We start from the raw sequence: 21,448 nt of genomic DNA, 5'->3' as shown, positions 1-21,448 counted from the left end.
TTGTTGGTACGGGCCTCTTCGAGGCCTCAAGGCAAAGGCTTGACCAGCCGCACCGGGTTGCGTGCCGCCAAACCGCCAAGCACGGCGTACAGTGCACCGCCCAGCAACGAGCCGGTGAACCAGCCATAGTCGTAGAACCAGCTGAAACTGCTGTTGCCAATCGCCATTACTGTCAGCCCAACTGGCAACGCGAAGGCAGCAAAACCGGCCCAGTTCCACGCGGGATACACGTCGTCGCGGTATAGCCCGGCCAGGTCCAGCCTCTGCCGACGGATCAGGAAGTAGTCCACCACCATGATGCCGGCAATGGGCCCCAACAAGCTGGAATAGCCCAGCAGCCAGTTGGAATACACGCTCTCCAGGCTAAGGTCGGAAACAATCAGGCCCAGTTTCTTCAGCAGTTCATGCCCCATCAGCGCCAGGCCGATAAAGCCGGTCAGCCATACCGCGCGGCTTCGGCCGATCAGGCGTGGGGCAATGTTCTGGAAGTCATTGGTCGGCGACACGATGTTCGCCGCGGTGTTGGTCGACAGCGTGGCGATCACGATCAGCGCCATGGCCAGGGCCACCCAGAACGGGCTTTGAATCTTGCCGATCAGGCTGACCGGGTCGGACACCGTCTCGCCCACCAGCGACGCCGAAGCGGCGGTCAGTACCACACCCAGCGCAGCAAACAGGAACATGGTCAGCGGCAGGCCGAAGATCTGCCCTAGAATCTGGTCCTTCTGGCTGCGGGCGTAACGGCTGAAGTCGGGAATGTTCAGCGACAATGTGGCCCAGAAGCCGACCATGGCAGTAAGCCCGGCGCAGAAGTAACTGACCACGCTCGCCCCTTCCGGGCGCTTGGGCGGCTGGGCCAGCAGTTCGGTCATCGACATGTGCGGCAAGGCCCAGAGCAGCAGACCGATGCCTACTGCCACCAGCAACGGTGCCGACAGCGTTTCCAGCCACTTGATCGATTCGGCGCCGCGCAGCACCACCCACAGGTTCAGGCACCAGAAGAGCATGAAGCCAATCACCTCGCCTGTACCGCCCAGCGCCTTCCAGCCGTCGAACACCGAACCCAGGAACAGGTGAATGGCCAGCCCGCCGAACAGGGTCTGAATACCGAACCAACCACAGGCAACCACCGCGCGGATCAGGCACGGTACGTTGGAGCCGAGAATGCCGAACGACGAACGCAGCAGCACCGGAAACGGGATGCCGTACTTGGTACCGGGAAAGGCATTGAGGGTAAGCGGTATCAGCACGATAACGTTGGCCAGCAGGATCGCCAGCAGCGCTTCGCCAACACTGAGGCCGAAGTAGGCAGTGAGCACGCCGCCCAGGGTGTAGGTGGGTACGCAGATGGACATCCCCACCCACAGGGCGGTGATGTGCCATTTGTTCCAGGTGCGCTGGTGCACCTTGGTCGGTGCTATGTCGGGGTTGTACCGCGGGCTGTCGAGAACATCGCTGCCCTCGGACAGCTCGAACAGGCCATCTTGCTCGACCACTTCCGATCTGCTCTGTTGCATAGGCCCTTCTCCAGTTTTTCTTCTATTTTTTCGCTCATCAGGCTGATTCGATGACCGGAGTTCGCACGCGAAATTGTGCTTTGAAATCTCGACCAGATTTTCATCTTGTCAAGTTGGTCAAATACCCTGAAAACCCCGCTACCAATGCATGCATTAAATTTATCCCTTTAATATCAGCAAGTTAAAGACCACAAATTTAATGGGAAAATTTTCTTGCTGAATCCAGAATCAGCATCTAGCCTCGAATCTTGTCAGGCCTGACAGGATTGACCACCCTGCCCGCCCTGCCTCCATGACAATGCAAAGAACCGGCCAAGACCGGTCAGCCTGCGAGGAAAACGGCATGTCCCTGTTGATCCGTGGCGCCACCGTGGTTACCCACGAAGAGAGTTACCCCGCCGATGTCCTGTGTGCCGATGGCCTGATCCGTGCCATCGGGCAAAACCTCGAACCGCCCAGCGACTGCGAGATCCTCGATGGCAGTGGCCAGTACCTGATGCCCGGCGGCATCGACCCGCACACCCACATGCAGTTGCCGTTCATGGGCACGGTGGCCAGCGAGGACTTCTTCAGCGGCACCGCTGCGGGCCTGGCTGGCGGCACCACCTCGATCATCGACTTCGTCATTCCCAACCCGCAGCAGTCGTTGCTGGAGGCCTTCCACACCTGGCGTGGCTGGGCGCAGAAAAGCGCCAGCGACTACGGCTTTCACGTCGCCATCACCTGGTGGAGCGAGCAGGTGGCCGAAGAGATGGGCGAGCTGGTGGCCAAGCACGGGGTAAACAGCTTCAAGCATTTCATGGCCTACAAAAATGCGATCATGGCCGCCGACGATACCCTGGTGGCCAGCTTCGAGCGTTGCCTGCAACTGGGCGCGGTGCCCACCGTGCATGCCGAAAACGGCGAGCTGGTGTACCACCTGCAGAAGAAACTGCTCGCCCAGGGCATGACCGGGCCGGAAGCCCACCCGCTGTCGCGCCCCTCGCAGGTTGAAGGTGAAGCGGCCAGCCGCGCCATCCGCATTGCCGAAACCCTCGGCACGCCGTTGTACCTGGTGCACATTTCCAGCCGCGAGGCACTGGATGAAATCGCCTATGCCCGGGGCAAGGGTCAGCCGGTGTATGGCGAGGTGCTGCCCGGCCACCTGCTGCTGGACGACAGTGTCTACCGTGACCCGGACTGGGCCACCGCCGCCGGTTATGTGATGAGCCCACCGTTCCGCCCACGCGAACACCAGGAGGCGCTGTGGCGCGGCCTGCAGTCGGGCAACCTGCACACCACCGCCACCGACCACTGCTGCTTCTGCGCCGAGCAGAAAGCCATGGGTCGCGACGACTTCAGCCGCATCCCCAACGGCACGGCCGGCATCGAAGATCGCATGGCCGTACTGTGGGATGCCGGGGTCAACAGCGGGCGTCTGTCGATGCACGAGTTCGTCGCGCTGACCTCTACCAACACGGCGAAAATCTTCAACCTGTTCCCGCGCAAGGGCGCTATCCGCGTGGGTGCCGATGCCGACCTGGTGCTGTGGGACCCGCAGGGCACCCGCACCATTTCCGCCCAAACTCACCACCAGCAGGTGGACTTCAACATTTTCGAAGGCCGCACCGTACGCGGCATCCCAAGCCACACCATCAGCAAGGGCAAGGTGCTCTGGGCCGATGGCGACCTGCGCGCCGAGCCGGGCGCGGGGCGCTATGTGGAACGGCCGGCGTACCCGTCGGTGTACGAGGTGCTGGGGCGCCGGGCCGAACAGCAGCGGCCGATACCTGTTCAGCGCTGAAGCCATTGGGGCTGATGTGCAGCCCGTTGCGACGCAAGGCCGCTCCCACAAGGACCGCGATCGCCTGTGGGAGCGGCCCCAGAATTGACCGCACTCCCTGTCGCCTGCACCAAAAAAAATAGAGAGGCTACAACCGTGATCAACGCCCTGAACCATTTGCCGCGCCCCCGGGCCGGCGCCGACCAGTTGGCCGAGCGCTTCAGCGACCTGGCCCCACCCCTTACCGCGCGCCAGGCCGCCCTGGAAAGTGCACGCTGCCTGTACTGCTACGACGCCCCCTGCGTCAATGCTTGCCCCAGCGAAATTGACATCCCCTCGTTCATACACCGCATCAGTGACGAAAACCTGCAAGGCGCCGCCGAGCGCATTCTTTCGGCCAACATCCTTGGCGGTAGTTGCGCCCGCGTTTGCCCCACCGAAATCCTCTGCCAGCAAGCCTGCGTGCGCAACAATGCCCAGGAATGTGCGCCAGTGCTGATCGGCCAGCTGCAGCGTTACGCCCTGGACAACGCCCAGTTCAGCGCCCACCCATTCAAGCGCTCGGCGGCCACCGGCAAGCGTATCGCCGTGGTCGGCGCCGGCCCGGCAGGGCTGTCGTGCGCCCACCGCCTGGCCATGCACGGGCATGACGTGGTGGTGTTCGAGGCCTGCGACAAGGCCGGTGGCCTCAACGAGTACGGCATCGCCCGCTACAAGCTGGTGGACGACTATGCCCAGCGTGAAGTGGATTTCTTGTTGGGCATTGGCGGTATCGAAGTCCGCCATGGCCAGCGCCTGGGTGGCAACCTCAGCCTGGGCGAACTGCGCGATCAGTACGACGCGGTGTTCCTGGGCCTCGGCCTGAATGCCGTACGCCAGCTAGGGCTGCCCGACGAGGAAGCACCCGGCGTGCTCGCCGCCACCGAGTACATCCGTGAGCTACGCCAGGCCGATGACCTGAGCCAGCTACCGTTGGCCGACCGCTGCCTGGTGATCGGTGCTGGTAACACGGCCATCGACATGGCCGTGCAGATGAGCCGTCTGGGTGCCCGCGACGTCAACCTGGTGTACCGCCGTGGCCACGCCGACATGGGCGCTACCGGCCACGAGCAGGACATCGCCAAGGCCAACCAGGTACGCCTGCACACCTGGGCCCGCCCTGATGCGGTGCTGCTGGATGACGCCGGCAAGGTCCGCGGCATGCGCTTTGCCCGCACCGAGCTCGCGGAAGGCCGCCTGCGCGATACCGGCGAAACCTTTGAGCTGGCCGCGGACGCCATCTTCAAGGCCATTGGCCAGCGCTTCGACGATGCCAGCCTCGGCGACCCGGTGGCTGCGCAACTGGCCCGCGAGGGTGAGCGCATCCGCGTGGACGAAAACCTGCAGACCAGCCTGCCGGGCGTCTACGCCGGCGGCGACTGCACCGCGCTGGGCCAGGACCTTACCGTACAGGCCGTGCAACACGGCAAGCTGGCCGCCGAAGCCATCCATGCCCAACTCATGCTCAACGTGGAGGCAGCGTAAATGGCCGACTTGTCTATCGTATTTGCCGGCATCAAGGCACCCAACCCCTTCTGGCTGGCCTCCGCACCGCCTACCGACAAGGCCTACAACGTGGTCCGCGCCTTCGAGGCCGGCTGGGGCGGCGTGGTCTGGAAGACCTTGGGCGAAGACCCTGCGGCGGTCAACGTGTCGTCGCGCTACTCGGCGCACTACGGCCCCAACCGTCAGGTACAGGGGATCAACAATATCGAGTTGATCACCGACCGCTCACTGGACATCAACCTGCGTGAAATCACCCAGGTGAAGAAGGACTGGCCCGACCGCGCCCTGATCGTGTCGCTGATGGTGCCGTGCATAGAGGAGTCCTGGAAGTTCATCCTGCCGCTGGTGGAAGCCACCGGGGCCGATGGCATCGAGCTGAACTTCGGTTGCCCGCACGGGATGCCGGAACGCGGCATGGGGGCGGCCGTCGGCCAGGTGCCGGAATATGTGGAAATGGTCACCCGCTGGTGCAAGACGTATTGCTCGCTGCCAGTGATCGTGAAGCTTACGCCGAACATCACCGATATCCGCCAGTCGGCCCGCGCCGCGCACCGAGGCGGGGCTGATGCCGTGTCGTTGATCAACACCATCAACTCCATCACCAGCGTCGACCTGGACCGCATGGTGGCCCACCCGATTGTCGGAGACCAGAGTACCCATGGCGGTTACTGCGGTTCGGCCGTGAAGCCGATCGCCTTGAACATGGTGGCGGAAATCGCCCGCGACCCGGAAACGCGGGGCCTGCCGATTTGTGGCATTGGCGGCATCGGCAACTGGCGTGACGCAGCCGAGTTCATGGCCCTGGGCAGTGGCGCCGTGCAGGTGTGCACAGCGGCGATGCTGCATGGCTTCCGTATCGTCGAGGACATGCAGGATGGCCTGGCGCGCTGGATGGACCAGCAAGGGCACCGCACTCTCGAAGCGTTCCGCGGGCAGGCGGTGGGGCATACCACCGACTGGAAATACCTCGACATCAACTACAAGTCGGTCGCGCACATTGACCAGGAGGCGTGCATTGGCTGCGGGCGCTGCCACATTGCGTGCGAGGATACCTCGCACCAGGCGATTGCCAGTACGCTGAAGGCTGACGGCACCCATGCCTACAGTGTGATCGAAGAGGAATGCGTAGGCTGCAACCTGTGCCAGATCACCTGCCCGGTGGAAAACTGCATCGAAATGGAGGCACAGGATACCGGCAAGCCGTACCTGAACTGGACGCAGGATCCGCGTAACCCCTACCGCGAGGCCAGTTGAAGCGGGTCACCGCCTGAACAGCTGGCGCGGCCCCTGTGGGAGCGGCCTTGTGTCGCGATCGGGCCGCACAGCGGCCCCCGCAATCTTTTCCGCGCTGCCGACATCGAGGGGCCGCTTCGCGGCCCGATCTCGACACAAGGCCGCTCCCACAAAAAGACCACGTCACGGCGCCAGCCCGATCCCCCGCAAGATCACGCTGGTCACCGTCTGCACCGCTTTCTCGAACGCCCTGTCAGACAGCACCTCACCGCCGTTGAGCAACTGCACCTGGTAACCAAAGTCGGCATAGTGCTGGGTAGACGCCCAGATCATGTACAGCAACGCTGAAGGCTCTACCGGCAGGATACGCCCCTCTTCCACCCAGCAGCGGATCTTGGCTTCCTTCATCTTCGCCCAGGGCACCAGGCTTTCGTCGAGGTTCACCCCCAGCACCGGCGCCCCGTGCAGCATCTCTTCGGCCCAGATTTTCGAGCCCAGCGGCCGCGAGCGCGAATGGCCCATCTTCGCCCGGATGTAGCTGGTCAGCACCACACGCGGGTCGTCGAAGTTCTCGAAGCACAGGGCGTCCTGCTTCCACACATCCAGCAGGTCCTGCAGCACCGCGCGGAACAGTTCGTCCTTGGTGCTGAAGTAATAATGCAGGTTGGAGCGTGGCAGCTCGGCCTGCTCGGCGATATCACCCATGGAGGTGGCGCCATAGCCCTTCTCGGCAAACACCTTTTCCGCCGCTTGCAGAATTTTTTCGATATTGCGTCGGCGGATTTCGATCTTGTGATTGGCCATCAAGCTTGGGCCGTCCACACCGCCAGCTCATAACCGTCGGGGTCGATGAAATGAAAGCGCCGCCCGCCGGGAAAGGCAAAGGTCGCCCGGCTGATTGTCGCCCCGGCAGCTTCGATCCGTTGCTGCGTGGCCTCCAGGTCGTCAGCGTACAGGATGACCAGCGGCCCGCCCGGGCGCACCGGCTCACCGGTGGTGAAACCACCCGTCAAGCGGCCGTCGCTGAACTCGGTGTAGGTCGGCCCGTAGTCGGTGAACGCCCAGCCAAACACACTGCCATAGAAGGCCTTGCTCCGTGAGATGTCGCTGACATTGAACTCGATGTTGTCGATCTGCCGGTCAGTACCGCGAATGCCCATGTATGCTCCGTGCCGAAAGGGTTTGGTCTAGTCTACTCCGGTCAAGGCAGTCGCCCCAGTCAATCGCTACCCACAACTCGCCCGGTCGCGTGCCGGGCACTGTGCGCGGTGAAGATTCAGCGCGGTGTTGATGATGCCTATCTGGCTGAAGGCCTGGGGGTAGTTGCCGAGCATGCGCTGGCCAGCCGGGTCATACTGTTCGGCCAGCATGCCGAGGTCGTTGCACAGGCCGGTCAGGTGTTGGTACAGCGCTTCGGCTTCGGCCTGGCGCCCCAGCAGCACATAAACGTCAGCCAGCCAGAACGAACACACCAGGAAGGTTCCCTCTCCCGGCGTCAGGCCGTCGCTGCAGGTGTCGCTGTCATAGCGCAGCAGCAGGCCGTTCTTCATCAGGCGCTGCTCGATCTGTTCCAGGGTGCGCAGGAAGCGTGGGTCATCTGCCGGCAGGAAGCCGGTCAGGGCGATCTGCAACAGGCTGGCGTCCATTTCGGTCGAACCGTAGGCCTGGACGAAGAAGCGGCCGCTGGCGTCCAGGCCGTGCTCGCACACGTCGCGACGAATCTCGTCAGCCACCTGGCGATAATGCTCCCCGCGCTCGCGGCCTTCTTCAGTGGTGTCGGCGAGCCCTGCGGCGCGGTCGAAGGCGACCCAGGCCATCACCTTGGAGTGCACGAACTGCTGCCGGCCGCCACGTACTTCCCAGATGCCCTCGTCCGGCTCGCGCCAGATGCGTTCGACATAAGGCAATATCAAGCGCGAAATGGCGGCGCTGCGCGGGTGGCGGGGCAACCCGCCCTTGATCGCCTGGGTCATCGCGTCTGCCAGTTCGCCATAGATGTCCAGTTGCAGCTGCGCCGAGGCGGCGTTGCCCACCCGCACCGGTTGCGAATGCTCATAACCGGCCAGCCACGGCAAGGTGTACTCCTGCAGGTCACGCTCGCCAGCCAGGCCATACATGATCTGCATCTGCTCGGGGTTGCCGGCCACCGAGCGCAGCAGCCACTCGCGCCAGGCCTGGGCCTCGTCGAAGTAGCCAAGGTTCATGAAGGCCAGCAGGGTCATGGTCGCGTCGCGCAGCCAACAGAAGCGGTAGTCCCAGTTGCGCTCGCCACCCACACGCTCTGGCAGCGAAGTGGTGACGGCAGCGACAATACCGCCGGTGGGAGCGTAGGTCATGGCCTTGAGTGTGAGCAGCGAACGACGCACCAGGGCGGTATATGGCCCTACCTGCGGGCAGCGGTCGGCGAAGGCCTGCCATTGCTCGCAGGTGTTTGCCAGGGCTTGGTCGATGTTGCAGTCGGGCTGCACCGGCAAGTGCGAGGGCTGGTGACGCAGGCTGAAGACCTGGCGCTGGCCCGTGCTGACGCGAAAGCGGCAACCGGTATGGTGGTCGCGGGCTTGCGGGGGCACGGTGCTGAACAGGATCAGCCGGTCAGGGCCGGCGACGGCGCTGAGGGTCAGTGGGTCGAGTCGCTCCACCCAGGGCACGCTGCGGCCGTAGTCGAAGCGCATGACCAGGTCCATGTCAAAATGGGTTTCGCCAGACAAGCCTTCAACGATGCGCACCACCGAATTGACTTCGCCCAAGGGCATGAAGTCGAGCACCCGGGCACGACCGCTTGCGCTGACCCAGGTGGTTTCCAGCACCAGGGTGTCGCCCAGGTATTGGCGGCTGCTGTGCGCTGCCGGGTCGCAAGGGGCCAGGCGCCAGCAGCCGTTTTCTTCGTTGCCCAGCAGGGCCGCGAACACGGCGGGGGCGTCGAAGCGTGGCAGGCACAGCCAGTCCAGCGAGCCATCGCGACTGACCAGCGCCGCACTGCGGCAGTTGCCCAGCAGGGCGTAGTCTTCGATGTGCGCAGGCATTGGGTCTCCTTTGTGTGGTGGCCTGTGCTTGCCTGCGAAAGGGCCGGCACAGGCTTGCAAACCTGTCACCCCAAGCGGTGCCACTCGCGCTTGTCGCGGGTCAGCAATTCATTGCCGGCCTCAGGCCCGTCTTCGCCAGCCGAGTACTCATGCACTTCACCGCCCTGGGCCCAGGCATCGAGAAACGGCTGCACCGCGCGCCAGCCGTTTTCGATGTTGTCAGCCCGCTGGAACAGGGTCTGGTCACCGGTCAGGCAGTCATAGATCAGCGTCTCGTAGCCAGTGGCCGGGGTCATCTTGAAGAAGTCCTTGTAGGCAAAACCCAACTCGACATTTTCCATCACCAGCTCTGGCCCGGGCCGTTTGGCCTGCAGGTCGAACCACATGCCTTCATTGGGCTGGATCTGGATTTTCAGGTAGTTGGGTTTGGGCCGCTCCAGCTCAGACTCACGAAACTGCGCGTACGGTGCGGGCTTGAAGCAGATGGCAATCTCGGTGTCACGCACGCTCATGCGCTTGCCGGTGCGCAAGTAGAACGGCACGCCGGCCCAGCGCCAGTTGTCAATCATGACCTTCAGCGCCACGTAGGTCTCGGTCTGGCTGTCCGGCGCGACGTTGGCCTCCTGACGGTAGCCTGGCAACGGCTTGCGCCCGTGCTTGCCAGCGCTGTACTGGCCTCGCACGGAGTTCTTCAGGGCCATTTTTGCCGACCATGGGCGAATAGCGCCGATCACCTTGGCCTTTTCACCGCGCACCGCATCGGCGCCGAACGCGGCCGGTGGCTCCATGGCCACCATCGCCAGCAACTGGAACAAGTGGTTGGGCACCATGTCGCGCAGGGCGCCGGTGCTGTCATAGAAGGCACCACGGGTCTCGACACCGACGGTTTCCGCTGCGGTGATCTGCACGTGGTCGATGTAATGGTTGTTCCAGAACGATTCGAACAGGCCGTTGGAAAAGCGGCTGACCAGAATATTCTGCACCGTCTCTTTGCCCAGGTAATGGTCGATGCGGTAGATCTGCCGCTCGCCCATCACCTTCAGCAGGCAGGCGTTGAGCGCCTCGGCGCTGGCCAGATCGGTGCCGAACGGCTTTTCAACCACCACCCGGCGAAAGCCGCCGGCAGACTCGTCCAGCAGGCCGGCCTGCCCCAGGCGCTGCGCCACCTCGGGGAAGAAGCGTGGCGACGTGGCCAGATAGAAAATGGCATTGCCGTGACTGGTCTTTTCGATGCGCCTGGCGAGGGCCTGGTAGGTGGCCGGGTCGAGAAAGTCGCCCGTCTGGTAATCCAGGCGCTTGGCCAGGCGGGCCCACAGTTTTTCGTCCAGGCACTTGGCACTGCCCTCGCCTCCTTTGTCACGCTCGACCATGAACGCGTGCAGGCGTGCGGCGAAATCTTCGGCGCTGGCCGGGTTATGGTCGACGCCGACAATGCGCAGGTTACGGTCCAGCAAACCGTCACGGCTGAGGTTGTACAGCGCGGGCATCAGCAGGCGCTTGACCAGGTCGCCGTTGGCGCCGAACAGGAACAGGGTACAAGGGGGTGCGGGCGCTATGGTCTGTTTAGTCATTCGCCTTTCTTCTCGACGTGGCCACCGAAGCCCAGGCGCATGGCTGAGAGGATCTTGTCACCGTAGGTGCCCTGTTGCTGACGCGAACGGAAGCGCGCGAACAGAGCGCTGGACAACACCGGCACCGGCACCGCCTGCTCGACGGCGGCGTCGATGGTCCAGCGGCCTTCGCCACTGTCGGACACCGAGCCACTGAATTGCGAAAGCTGAGGGTCGGCCACCAACGCATCGGCGGTGAGGTCGAGCAGCCACGAGGTCACCACGCTGCCGCGTCGCCACACTTCGGCAATTTCGGCCACGTTCAGGTCGAAGCGCTGGTCTTCGGGCAGCTCGTTGCCGCCTTTGCTGCGCAGCAGGTCGAAGCCTTCGGCATAGGCCTGCATCAGGCCGTACTCGATACCGTTATGCACCATTTTCACGTAGTGGCCGGCGCCCGGTGGGCCGGCATGGATGTAGCCGTGCTCGGCGCGCTGGTGCTCGCCGCTGCGGCCATGGGTACGCGGGATGTCGCCCACGCCCGGCGCCAGCGCCTTGAACAGCGGTTCCAGGCGCTCGAACACCTCCTTTTCGCCGCCGATCATCATGCAGTAGCCGCGGTCCAGGCCCCACACGCCGCCGGAAGTCCCGACGTCCAGATAATGCAGGCCGCGTTTGGCCAGTTCCGCGGCGCGGCGCATGTCGTCCTTGTAGAAAGTGTTGCCGCCATCAATGATCGCATCGCCCGGCTCCAGCAATTCGGCCAGCTGGGCGATGGTCTGCTCGGTGGCGTCGCCAGCCGGGAGCATCACCCATACCGCGCGCGGCGCTTTCAGCTTTTGTACCAGTGCACCGAGGTCATGCGCGCCCTGGGCGCCTTCGCCCTCCAGGCCGGTGATGGCTTCACGGTTGCGGTCGTGCACTACGGTGCGGTGACCGGCGCGCATCAGGCGCCTTGCGATATTGCCGCCCATACGGCCCAGCCCGATGATTCCCAGTTGCATGAGCCAATGCTCCCTTTCGAAATGAATGACGACACAGTCCAGCTTTTCAGATTAGTCCAGCCTGCCGCCCGAGGGTTCAGCGACGAACGGCAAGACCACAATAAACAAAAAAGTTCCCAAGCCCGGTGAAAGAATTCAGAATGCGCCCCGCGTGAAGCGTCTACGCTTTGACTTGTCACCAGCCAAAACCGCGAGGTGTGCTCATGGGTACATTGATGCCTGCAACCCAACCCCAGACCCTCTATGTCTCCGTGCGCCGTGATGAGCTGCGTAAACTGAAGGACGAACGTGACCAGCTGCGTCAGCAGGTCGCGCAGCTGAACCTGCTGCTAGCGCAAGCGCGCACCGATGGCAAGGCCGTCAGCCTCTGATCCTGCCCTTTCCCTGTGGGGGCTGAACCGCTTCCACTTCGCTTAATCGAGCAACCAACTGTTATCGCCATTTTCCAGGACGCCGCCATGACTGGTAGCATCGCCACCCCTGGCAAGCGGCTGTCCGTCATCCATCATCAGTGCCGAGCCGTTGGTGATCGTCGCCCCACACCCGAGCCTGTCGCCAACCCTGACGGCCGCCCTGCCGTTGACGAAGAACAGGCTGGAGCCGCTGCTGACGCTGGTGGGGCCGCACAATGGGCAGTGGTGAGGGTGACCAAACAGAACGATGGCAGGCATTGTTGCCACTCCTGAATCATGTAAAGCGCCAGGCCCTCATGCCGGCAGCGCCAATCAGAATGTCCTCGACAGCCGCCAGTGCACCACCTGGCCATCGATCTTGGGGAAGGGTGTCTGGTGCATGAACACCTGTTCACCCACACTGCGCTCGACGCACGTGTAATGACCTGGCCAGGGACAAGGGGTGCCAGAAGGCCAGCCAGGGGCGTCCTCGCGCCTGGCGCTTTCCGGGTCGCGGAACTGCTTGCCAAGTCCTCGGTAATGCGCCCTTGCGATGAGCGCCTTTGGAAAAAAATGTGGGGCGCTCTCCAGTGCATCCCCTGGCACAGACCATAAAAACGCTACCAGCGCCGCTTTGAATGCCCAGTAGCCAAGGTGGTCATGCGACCCGTTTGCCGCACTGCCAACGCAGTAACCCAGACAACTATTCGCGCCAAACTTCTTGAACCGCTTGGTTACTCGCCGTCGCACCGATATAGGACTGGGCACATCTGAGCGTGCAGCAACAAGTCCCATTTGGCGGCCAGAATCCGCACCAGAACAGTGCATCATCGTCACGATTAGGGCATGCCGTCCGCCCCTCACCCTCCTCGCCGGCCATGCATTCACATCCGTTTCCACACGCCAACGTTTGCGTCTATTCCGCGGCATCACAATAGTGACCAGTGGGTCACCTTTTCACTTTTTTCTCTCCTACACTCGGGTTTCGGCCCGCCATTTGCTCAACGGAAGAGTGACGAAAAAAAGTCGAACTTTACGGAAAGCGGGCAGGTCAGGAACTAAGTAGGCCAAACGCAAAGGGACTTCCAGCCATGGCCACCACCCTACCAGCCCAATCGCCTTCGGCCGGAAAGCCGATCGCGCGGTGCCTGCGCGCACGAACCTGGGGCATGGAACGCACTACGCAGATTCAAACGAGAGAGAAACCGCACGAAACATCGCCACGGGTGCCAGCACCCGACCAAGCATAGGGACGGAGAGAAGTATGATCAGTGCCGCTGTCGAGCCTCACGTAGACGCTTTCAAACCGGATAACCGCGAGCCGCTCACCCCGGACTTCGCCACGACAGGCAAGGCACCCGGCGCCCAGCGCCAGCACAACCCGAACAAGCGCAAGATTCTGTTCGTGACCTCGGAAATCGCCGACCTGGTGAAAACCGGCGGCCTGGGTGACGTGTCCGCTGCCCTGCCCCGTGCCCTGGCGCACCTGCACGATGTGCGGGTACTTATCCCCGGCTACCGTCAGGTGATGGAAAGCGACAACCCTATACATATCGTGGGTGAACTGGGCGGCCACGCGGCCCTGCCGCCGTGCAAAATCGGGCGCATGGACATGGCCGACGGCCTGGTCATCTATGTGCTGATCTGCCCCGAGCTGTACCAGCGCGACGGCACTCCCTATGGTGCCAACAATGGCCGCGACTGGCCCGACAACCACATCCGCTTCGCCCGCCTGGGCCTGGCTGCCGCTGAAATCGCTGCCGGCGAAGGCAAGATCCGCTGGACACCGGAGGTGGTGCATGCGCATGACTGGCCTGCCGGCCTGGCCCCGGCCTACATGCACTGGCGCGGCCTGAATACGCCTACGCTGTTCACCATCCACAACCTGGCGTACCAAGGTGTGTACAGCCGTGGCTGCAGCCCGGAACTGGCGATACCCGAACACGCCATGCAGCAAGAAGGCATGGAGTTCTACGGCAAGCTGTCGTTCCTCAAGGCCGGCCTGGCCTACTCCAGCCACATCACCACAGTCAGCGCCACCTACGCCCAGGAAATCACCACCCCGGAATTCGGCTGCGGCCTGGACGGTTTCCTCGCCAGCAAGGCCCAGCAAGGCCTGCTCGGTGGCATCCCCAACGGCATCGACGAAAGCTGGGACTCGGCTACCGACAAGCACCTGCAGCACAACTTCAGCATCAATGACTGGGAGGGCAAAGCGCGTAACACCCAGGAGGTGCGCGAGCTGTTCGGCCTGGAAGACTCCGAAGGCCCGCTATTCGCCGTGGTGTCGCGGCTGGTCTATCAAAAGGGCCTGGACCTGACCCTGGGCGTGGCCGACTACATCGTCGAGCAAGGCGGGCAGATCGCGATCATCGGCCGCGGCGAGCCGGAAGAGGAACAGGCCATGCGCGAGCTGGCGCTGCGTCACCCGGGCCGCATCGGTGTGCGTATCGGCTTCAATGAAACCGATGCCCGGCGCATGTTCGCCGGCAGCGATTTCCTGTTGATGCCGTCGCGCTATGAGCCGTGCGGCCTCAGCCAGATGTACGCGCAACGCTTCGGCTCGCTGCCGGTAGCACGCAATACCGGTGGCCTGGCCGACACCATCGAGTGCGGCGTGACGGGTTTCCTGTTCAACGAGTCCACCGTCGAGAGCTACCGCGAGGCACTCAGCCGCGCCTTCTATGTATACGGCAAGAAGGACCTGCTCAACGCCATGCGCTGCCTGTCGATGACCCAGCCGTTCAACTGGTGCCAGGCGGTTGAACCCTATGCCCGCCTGTACGAGGACCTGGTCAAGCAGGCACAACTGAGCCACTACTGAGCGGGGGTCTGAAGATGCACAGACATGGCGCACACGTGCTGGACGCCACGTCGGCGCGCTTCGCCCTCTGGGCGCCGGATGCGCGCAGCGTGAGCGTGGAACTGGAGCGGCAGCCGGCCATCGAGCTGCTGCCGGATGATGAGGGTTGGTACAGCGGCGTGGCGCCATGCCAGGCCGGTGACCGTTACCACTACCGTATCGACGGTGAGCTGCAGGTGCCCGACCCGGCCTCGCGCTACCAGCCCGACGGGGTACAGGGGCCGAGCCAGGTCGTGGATGTGGCCGGTTATGCCTGGCAACACCCGTGGCAGGGCCGGCCCTGGCATGAGGCGGTGATCCAGGAGGTACATGTCGGCCTGCTCGGGGGTTATGCCGGGGTTGCCCGGCAACTGCCGCGCCTGGCCGAACTGGGCATCAGCGCGATCGAATTGATGCCGCTGGGGCAGTTCCCCGGCGAACGCAACTGGGGCTACGACGGTGTACTGCCATACGCCCCACAGAACACCTACGGCAGCCCCGAGCAGCTGTGCGCACTGGTCGACCAGGCCCACGGCCACGGGCTGATGGTGCTGGTCGATGTGGTGTACAACCACTTCGGACCTGACGGCAATTACCTGCACCAGTACGCCAGCCCGTTCTTCCGTGAAGACCGGCAGACACCGTGGGGCGCGGCCATCGACTTTCGCCGCCCGCAGGTGCGCGAGTACTTTATCCAGAATGCCCTGATGTGGCTGTGCGACTACCGCTGCGACGGCCTGCGCCTGGATGCCGTGCATGCCATCGACCAGCCCGATTTCCTGATCGAACTGGCTCAACGGGTGCGCGCCGCCGTGGAACCGGGCCGGCACGTGTGGCTGGTGCTGGAGAACGAGCACAACCAGGCGGGCCTGCTGGAACAGGGTTACGACGCCCAGTGGAACGACGACGGCCACAATGCCCTGCACGTGCTGCTGACCGGTGAAACCGAAGGTTACTACGCCGACTACCAGCATCGCCCTATCGACCAACTGGCTCGGTGCCTTGGCGAAGGTTTCGTGTTCCAGGGCCAGGCCAACCGGCATGGCAAACCACGCGGCGAACCCAGCGGGCATTTGCCGCCCAGCGCCTTCGTGTTGTTCCTGCAGAACCACGACCAGATCGGCAACCGCGCGCTGGGTGAGCGCCTGACCCGCCTGTGCCCCGCGCCAGCCCTGCGTGCAGCCACCGGCCTGTTGCTGCTGGCCCCCATGATCCCGCTGCTGTTCATGGGCGACGAGGTCGGCAGTTGCCAGCCGTTCCTGTTTTTTACCGACTTCCATGACGCGCTGGCCGACGCGGTACGCGAAGGCCGTCGTGGCGAGTTCGCCCACTTCACCGCGTTCGCCGACCCCAAGCAGCGAGCGCACATTCCCGACCCCAACGCCGAACAGACGTTCACGTCCTCACGCCCGCAAGACAAGGAGGTGATCGCCGGCTGGCACGGCCTTTACCAACAACTGCTCGACCTGCGCCGCCGCCACGTCATCCCGTACTTGCCCGGCAGCCGTGCGCTGGGCGCCGAGGTGCACGCTGACAAAGCGCTGACCGCGCGCTGGCGGCTGGGCAATGGCAACACACTGCGCATCGATCTGAACCTGGCCGATACCCCGCAGGCAGTCGAACTGCCCGCGCCAAGCATGCGGCTGTTCGACAGCAGCGACACCCGCCACCCCGATACTCACCTGGCTGCCTACAGCTGCGTGGTCAGCCTGCTTCCCCCTGCCCAGGAGCACCCATGAGCGAAACCGCCCTGCACCGTCTGGCAACCAGCGTCGGGCTGAACCGCGACTGGATTGACGCCAATGCCAGGCCCCAGCGTGTCAGCGACGACGTACTGCGCAACATCCTCGAAGGCCTTGGCCACCCGGCCGGCGATGACGCGGCCGTTGCCGCCAGCCTGCGTGCGGTGGAAACCGCCGAAGACAGCGAACACCTGCCGCCCTTGCTGACCGCCGACCTCGGCCAGCCGCTGGCGCTGGCGCGCTACTTCAGTGCCGCCAGCGTGGCCCACTGCACCCTGGAAGATCACACCTCGGTCACCCTCAGCCTTGATGACCAGGCACGCCTGCCCGGCGAGCTGCCCATCGGCTATCACCAAGTGGAAATCGACAGCCGCCGCTTCACCGTTGCGGTGGCGCCAACACGCTGTCACAGCCTGGAAGACAAGGTGCCACAGCCGCCGCCACGCTGCTGGGGGCTGGCAGTGCAGCTGTACAGCCTGCGCCGCCCCGGCGATGGTGGCTACGGCGACTGCCTGGCGCTGGAGCAGTTGGCCCGCTCGGCCGCCAAACGCGGCGCCGATGCCTTGGCGATCAGCCCGATACACGCCCTGTCGGCCATCAACCAGGAACACTACAGCCCCTACTCACCTTCCAGTCGCCTGTTGCTCAACACCTTGTACAGCAGCCCCGCAGCCCTGCTGGGTGAGCGGGAGGTGCGCATGGCCATCGAAGCCTGCGGGCTGGCGGAACAACTCGAAGAGCTGGAGCAGCGCCCCCTCGTCGACTGGCCACGCGCCGCCAGCGCCCGGCTGCGCTTGCTTGAAGCGCTTTACCAAGGCTTCAGCCAAGGCGACCACCCTCTACGCACTGATTTTGACAGCTTCCGCGAAGCCGGCGGCCAGACGCTGGAGCACCACTGCCGCTTCGAGGTGCTGCAGGCCCAGGCGGTGGAGCACGGCCTCGGTGCCGACTGGCGCAGCTGGCCCAAAGCCTGGCACGACCCCTACCACCCGGAAGTGCAGGCTTTAGCCAATGCCTACCCGGCCAAGGTCGAGTTCCACGCGTTCTGCCAGTGGCTCACCGAACGGGGCCTGCAACGTGCCCAGGAAGCGGCTCGCAGCAACGGCATGGCCGTGGGCCTGATCGCCGACCTGGCGGTGGGCGCCGATGGTGCCGGCAGCCAGGCCTGGAGCCGCCAGGACGAACTGCTGGCCGGCCTGAGTGTGGGGGCGCCGCCCGACATCCTCAACCACCTCGGGCAGGATTGGGGCATTTGCGCGTTCTCACCCGAGGGTCTCAGGCGCAATGGCTATCGCGCCTTCATCGAGATGCTGCGGGCCAACCTCGCCCACGCTGGCGGCCTGCGCATCGACCATGTTATGGGCTTGCGCCGGCTATGGCTGATCCCGCAGGGGGCCAAACCCAGCGAAGGTGCCTACCTCGCTTACCCGCTAGACGACCTGCTGCGCCTGCTGGCGCTGGAGTCGGTGCGCCACCAGGCGATCATCCTCGGCGAAGACCTGGGCACCGTGCCCGACAGCCTGCGTGAAAAGCTGGCCGAAAAGGCGGTGTTGGGCATGCGCGTGCTGCCGTTCGAGCAGACCCAGCCAGGCCAGTTCAAACCGATTCTGGACTGGCCAGACAACGCCCTGGCCACAACCGGTACCCACGACCTGGCGCCACTGGCCGGCTGGCTGGCAAACCGCGACATCGACTGGAGACACCGTTTGCAACTGATTGACGCCGCTACCGAGTTGCACTGGCGCCACGAGCGTCAGAAAGAACGCGACGGCCTGCGCCGCATCCTGGAGGCCAGCTATGGTGAACTGAAGGACAACGACGCGCTGATCGATGCCGCCATCCGCTTCGTTGGCCATACCCGTGCGCCGCTGGTGCTGGTACCGCTGGAAGACCTGCTGGGTTGCGACGAGCAACCCAACCTGCCAGGCACCACCAACGGCCATCCCAACTGGCGGCGGCGCTTTGACCTTGCAGTACACGAACTACTCGACGACGAGGATGCCGCACGGCGCCTCGAGCTGGTGGCCCAGGCCCGCGAACAGGCGTGGGAGCGTGACCGATGAAGCCACTGACCGCGACCCTGCGCCTGCAATTTCACAGCGACTTCACCCTCGACCATGCCGTGCCGCTGGTGCCATATTTTGCCCAGCTTGGTATCAGCCACCTGTATGCCTCGCCCATCCTCAAGGCCCGCGCTGGCTCGCGCCATGGCTACGACGTGGTCGATCCTACCTGTGTCAACCCGGAGCTGGGCGGCGAGGCCGCGCTGGAGCGCCTGGTCGCCGCCCTGCGCCAGCATGGCATGGGGCTGATCCTCGACACGGTGTCCAACCACATGGCCGTGGGCGGTGCCGACAACCCCTGGTGGCAAAGCCTGCTGGCCTGGGGACGGCGCAGCCCGTATGCAGAGTTCTTCGACATCCAGTGGCACTCCAGCGACCCACTGCTGGCCGGGCAACTGCTGTTGCCGTTCCTCGGCAGCGACTATGGCGTGGCGCTCAAAAATGGTGAGATACCGCTGCAGTTCGACAAACAGCAGGGGCTGCTGCAAGTGGCCCATTACGCGCATCGCTTCCCGATCTGCCCGGTCGATTACGGCTGGATCCTCGCGCTCAGCCCGGAGCCTGCGCTCAAGGTTCTGGCCGAACGCTTCACTGCTTTGGGCGACTCGGTCACCCCGCTGGCCGATAGCCTGCCGCTACAAGCCGAACTGACACGCCTGGTGGGCGAAGGTGCCGACCTCGAATCGGCCCTGGTGGCCTTCGACAGCCGCAGCGAGGCCGGTTTCAAGCGCCTGCACCTGCTGCTGGAGCGCCAGACCTACCGCCTGGCCAGCTGGCGCACCGCCGCCGACGACATCAACTGGCGGCGCTTCTTCGACATCAACGAGCTGGGCGGCCTGCGCGTGGAGCGCGCCGTGGTGTTCGAAGCCACCCATGCCAAGCTGTTCGAACTCATCGAACGCGGCCTGGTGGACGGCCTGCGCATCGACCATATCGACGGCCTTGCCGACCCGCGTGGCTACTGCCGCAAACTGCGCCGGCGGGTTGATAGCCTGCTGGCGAGGCGGCCGCTGCATGCAGGGCTGGAGCACTTCCCCCTGTACGTGGAAAAGATCCTGGGTGCCGACGAGCACCTGCACCGCGACTGGCTTACCGACGGCACCACCGGCTACGAGTTCATGAACCAGGTGTCGCTGATGCAGCATGATCCGGCTGGCGAAGCGCCGCTGAGCGAACTGTGGAGCAACGTCAGCGAGCGCCCGGCGTTCAGCGAAGAAGTGCGCCAGGCCCGTCACCTGGTGCTCAATGCCAGCCTGGCCGGTGACTGCGAATCGGTGGCCCAGGCACTGTTGCAGGTCGCGCGCAACGACCTGATGACCCGTGACCTGACCCTGGGCGCGATTCGCCGGGCCTTGCAGGCGTTGGTGGCGCATTACCCGGTTTACCGCACCTACTTCAATGCCTGCGGGCGCCCGGCGCAGGACGAAACGTTCTTCCAGCAGGCACTGACCAACGCCCGGCAAGACCTTGCCGAAGCTGACTGGCCGCTACTGGACCAACTTGAACGGTGGCTGGGCGGGCATGCCTGGCGGCACCTGCCACCCGGGCGCGCCCGCAAGCAACTGCGCCACGCCTGCGTGCGCTTCCAGCAGCTCACCGCCCCTAGCGCCGCCAAAGCCGTGGAAGACACCGCCTTCTACCGCAGCGCGCGGCTGCTGTCGCGTAACGACGTGGGTTTCGAGGCCGAGCGCTTCAGCGCCCCGCCCCTGCATTTCCACAACGAGGCCCAGCGGCGCCTGCGCGATTTCCCCGACAACCTGCTGACCACCGCCACCCACGACCACAAGCGCGGCGAAGACACGCGTGCACGCCTGGCGGTACTCAGCGAGCGCGGCACGTGGCTGGCCAGCCGGGTGGAGCACTGGCGTGAGCTGGCCGCCCCCCTGCGCGTGCAGTTGGACGACGGGCTGGCACCCAGCCCCGGCGACGAGTTGATGCTGCTGCAAACCCTGCTCGGCAGTTGGCCCTTGGACCTCGACCTGAACGACGACAATGCCCTGCGCCAATTCGCCGAGCGTGTTCGCCAGTGGCAGCAGAAGGCCCTGCGCGAGGGCAAGCTGCGCAGTAGCTGGAGCGCACCGAACGAGGCCTACGAAGGCGCCTGTGCTCATTACCTCGACGGCCTGCTGCTGGACAGCGAGAACCAGCAACTGCGCAGATCGCTGGCCGACGCGGCGCAGCTGCTGGCCTGCCCCGGCGCACTCAACGGCTTGGTCCAGGCCCTGTTGCGCATGACCACACCCGGTGTGCCCGACCTGTATCAGGGTAACGAATACTGGGACTTCAGCCTGGTCGACCCGGACAACCGCCGCGCCGTGGACTACGCTTCGAGGCGTCGCACGCTGGACGACGCTACGCCGGTAGCCGAGCTGCTGGCGCACTGGCGCGACGGCCGCGTCAAACAGGCCTTGATCGCCCGGGTGCTGGACTGCCGCCAGGCCCACGCCGAGCTGTTCCGCCGCGGTGCCTACCTGCCACTGACCGTACAGGGCCGGCACGCTGACAAAGTCATTGCCTTTGCTCGTCTGGGGGAAGGCGAGCGAGCCATCATCGTCGCCCCGCGCCTGGCCAGCGGCCTGCTCGGCGGTGCCGCTACACCGTTGATCCCGGCGCAGAACTGGGACGACACCCGGCTGGTATTGCCGTTTGCCTTGTCCCCTGCCAACTCGACGGGACTTTTCGCCTGTGCGGCGGTCAGCTCTTCAAAGGAGTTGTTGTTGAGCGCCGTGCTTGCGGAGTTTCCGGTCAACGTGTTGATACAGCAATCTTGAGCATCAG

16 protein-coding genes are annotated in these 21,448 nt (G+C 64.4%); 8 read left to right on the top strand and 8 right to left on the bottom strand.

Annotation, left to right across the window (positions count from 1 at the left end):
- Window positions 1–26: 26 nt before the first annotated feature.
- Window positions 27–1,517, bottom strand: a complete 1,491-nt coding sequence (locus LVS58_RS16025; RefSeq protein WP_233691893.1) for an NCS1 family nucleobase:cation symporter-1 — start codon at window positions 1,515–1,517, stop codon at window positions 27–29.
- Window positions 1,518–1,860: 343 nt separating this feature from the next.
- On the opposite strand from LVS58_RS16025, the gene hydA reads away from it, so the two are divergent.
- From hydA to preA, 3 genes are all read left to right on the top strand, one after another.
- Complete coding sequence (gene hydA, locus LVS58_RS16020) at window positions 1,861–3,300, top strand: dihydropyrimidinase (RefSeq protein ID WP_233691892.1); 1,440 nt, start codon at window positions 1,861–1,863, stop codon at window positions 3,298–3,300.
- Between the two features lie 135 nt (window positions 3,301–3,435).
- Window positions 3,436–4,803 (top strand): NAD(P)-dependent oxidoreductase, encoded by a 1,368-nt coding sequence (locus LVS58_RS16015; RefSeq protein WP_233691891.1) that lies wholly within the window; start codon window positions 3,436–3,438, stop codon window positions 4,801–4,803.
- Window positions 4,804–6,078 (top strand): NAD-dependent dihydropyrimidine dehydrogenase subunit PreA, encoded by a 1,275-nt coding sequence (gene preA / locus LVS58_RS16010; RefSeq protein WP_233691890.1) that lies wholly within the window; start codon window positions 4,804–4,806, stop codon window positions 6,076–6,078.
- A 162-nt stretch (window positions 6,079–6,240) separates the two neighbouring features.
- Here the strand turns inward: preA and LVS58_RS16005 are convergent, their stop codons facing one another.
- The 5 genes from LVS58_RS16005 to gnd all read right to left on the bottom strand — a co-directional run bounded on the left by LVS58_RS16005 (window position 6,241) and on the right by gnd (window position 11,631).
- Entirely contained in the window at window positions 6,241–6,861 is a 621-nt protein-coding gene (locus tag LVS58_RS16005) for a TetR/AcrR family transcriptional regulator (RefSeq protein WP_233691889.1), read from the bottom strand.
- A complete protein-coding gene (locus tag LVS58_RS16000; RefSeq protein WP_233691888.1) occupies window positions 6,861–7,217 on the bottom strand; it encodes a VOC family protein in 357 nt (118 codons plus the stop codon). The genes LVS58_RS16005 and LVS58_RS16000 overlap by 1 nt, the downstream gene beginning before the upstream one ends.
- 66 nt (window positions 7,218–7,283) lie before the next feature.
- Window positions 7,284–9,080: a glycoside hydrolase family 15 protein gene (locus LVS58_RS15995; protein ID WP_233691887.1), complete on the bottom strand. Its 1,797-nt coding sequence runs from the start codon at window positions 9,078–9,080 to the stop codon at window positions 7,284–7,286.
- Window positions 9,081–9,145: 65 nt separating this feature from the next.
- On the bottom strand, window positions 9,146–10,651 hold the full coding sequence (zwf, locus tag LVS58_RS15990; RefSeq protein ID WP_233691886.1) for a glucose-6-phosphate dehydrogenase: 1,506 nt from the start codon (window positions 10,649–10,651) through the stop codon (window positions 9,146–9,148).
- Complete coding sequence (gene gnd / locus LVS58_RS15985; protein ID WP_233691885.1) at window positions 10,648–11,631, bottom strand: phosphogluconate dehydrogenase (NAD(+)-dependent, decarboxylating); 984 nt, start codon at window positions 11,629–11,631, stop codon at window positions 10,648–10,650. The genes zwf and gnd overlap by 4 nt, the downstream gene beginning before the upstream one ends.
- A gap of 203 nt (window positions 11,632–11,834) precedes the next feature.
- On the opposite strand from gnd, the gene LVS58_RS15980 reads away from it, so the two are divergent.
- Window positions 11,835–12,002, top strand: coding sequence for a DUF6026 family protein (locus tag LVS58_RS15980; protein WP_233691884.1), 168 nt, complete (start codon window positions 11,835–11,837; stop codon window positions 12,000–12,002).
- Between the two features lie 42 nt (window positions 12,003–12,044).
- Here LVS58_RS15980 and LVS58_RS15975 read toward each other — a convergent pair whose 3' ends face one another.
- Together LVS58_RS15975 and LVS58_RS15970 are read right to left on the bottom strand one after the other, a co-directional pair.
- On the bottom strand, window positions 12,045–12,302 hold the full coding sequence (locus LVS58_RS15975; protein ID WP_233691883.1) for a PAAR domain-containing protein: 258 nt from the start codon (window positions 12,300–12,302) through the stop codon (window positions 12,045–12,047).
- A 54-nt stretch (window positions 12,303–12,356) separates the two neighbouring features.
- Window positions 12,357–12,818, bottom strand: coding sequence for a PoNe immunity protein domain-containing protein (locus LVS58_RS15970; RefSeq protein WP_233692023.1), 462 nt, complete (start codon window positions 12,816–12,818; stop codon window positions 12,357–12,359).
- Window positions 12,819–13,287: 469 nt separating this feature from the next.
- Between LVS58_RS15970 and glgA the strand changes: the two genes are divergently transcribed.
- The 4 genes from glgA to LVS58_RS15950 are packed head-to-tail and all read left to right on the top strand — an operon-like array spanning window position 13,288 to window position 21,441.
- On the top strand, window positions 13,288–14,847 hold the full coding sequence (glgA, locus tag LVS58_RS15965) for a glycogen synthase GlgA (RefSeq protein ID WP_233691882.1): 1,560 nt from the start codon (window positions 13,288–13,290) through the stop codon (window positions 14,845–14,847).
- Between the two features lie 14 nt (window positions 14,848–14,861).
- Window positions 14,862–16,604 carry a malto-oligosyltrehalose trehalohydrolase gene (gene treZ, locus LVS58_RS15960; protein ID WP_233691881.1) on the top strand — a complete coding sequence of 581 codons (1,743 nt, stop codon included), beginning with the start codon at window positions 14,862–14,864 and terminating at the stop codon, window positions 16,602–16,604.
- Window positions 16,601–18,670, top strand: coding sequence for a 4-alpha-glucanotransferase (gene malQ, locus LVS58_RS15955; protein WP_233691880.1), 2,070 nt, complete (start codon window positions 16,601–16,603; stop codon window positions 18,668–18,670). Before treZ ends, malQ begins: the two co-directional genes overlap by 4 nt.
- Window positions 18,667–21,441: a malto-oligosyltrehalose synthase gene (locus LVS58_RS15950; protein WP_233691879.1), complete on the top strand. Its 2,775-nt coding sequence runs from the start codon at window positions 18,667–18,669 to the stop codon at window positions 21,439–21,441. The genes malQ and LVS58_RS15950 overlap by 4 nt, the downstream gene beginning before the upstream one ends.
- Window positions 21,442–21,448 lie beyond the last annotated feature (7 nt).

The organism is Pseudomonas sp. JR33AA (genome assembly GCF_021378985.1).
GTDB classification, from domain to species: domain Bacteria; phylum Pseudomonadota; class Gammaproteobacteria; order Pseudomonadales; family Pseudomonadaceae; genus Aquipseudomonas; species Aquipseudomonas alloputida.
This window is presented reverse-complemented; position numbering and strand designations above follow the sequence as displayed.

Coding starts and splice junctions, on each gene's coding strand:
- hydA (WP_233691892.1), top strand. CDS start 1,861: ATGTCCCTGTTGATCCGTGGCGCCACCGTGGTTACCCACGAAGAGAGT.
- LVS58_RS16005 (WP_233691889.1), bottom strand. CDS start 6,861: ATGGCCAATCACAAGATCGAAATCCGCCGACGCAATATCGAAAAAATT.
- gnd (WP_233691885.1), bottom strand. CDS start 11,631: ATGCAACTGGGAATCATCGGGCTGGGCCGTATGGGCGGCAATATCGCA.
- zwf (WP_233691886.1), bottom strand. CDS start 10,651: ATGACTAAACAGACCATAGCGCCCGCACCCCCTTGTACCCTGTTCCTG.
- malQ (WP_233691880.1), top strand. CDS start 16,601: ATGAGCGAAACCGCCCTGCACCGTCTGGCAACCAGCGTCGGGCTGAAC.
- LVS58_RS15975 (WP_233691883.1), bottom strand. CDS start 12,302: ATGCCTGCCATCGTTCTGTTTGGTCACCCTCACCACTGCCCATTGTGC.
- LVS58_RS15980 (WP_233691884.1), top strand. CDS start 11,835: ATGGGTACATTGATGCCTGCAACCCAACCCCAGACCCTCTATGTCTCC.
- LVS58_RS15950 (WP_233691879.1), top strand. CDS start 18,667: ATGAAGCCACTGACCGCGACCCTGCGCCTGCAATTTCACAGCGACTTC.
- LVS58_RS16025 (WP_233691893.1), bottom strand. CDS start 1,517: ATGCAACAGAGCAGATCGGAAGTGGTCGAGCAAGATGGCCTGTTCGAG.
- treZ (WP_233691881.1), top strand. CDS start 14,862: ATGCACAGACATGGCGCACACGTGCTGGACGCCACGTCGGCGCGCTTC.
- glgA (WP_233691882.1), top strand. CDS start 13,288: ATGATCAGTGCCGCTGTCGAGCCTCACGTAGACGCTTTCAAACCGGAT.
- preA (WP_233691890.1), top strand. CDS start 4,804: ATGGCCGACTTGTCTATCGTATTTGCCGGCATCAAGGCACCCAACCCC.
- LVS58_RS15970 (WP_233692023.1), bottom strand. CDS start 12,818: ATGGGACTTGTTGCTGCACGCTCAGATGTGCCCAGTCCTATATCGGTG.
- LVS58_RS16000 (WP_233691888.1), bottom strand. CDS start 7,217: ATGGGCATTCGCGGTACTGACCGGCAGATCGACAACATCGAGTTCAAT.
- LVS58_RS15995 (WP_233691887.1), bottom strand. CDS start 9,080: ATGCCTGCGCACATCGAAGACTACGCCCTGCTGGGCAACTGCCGCAGT.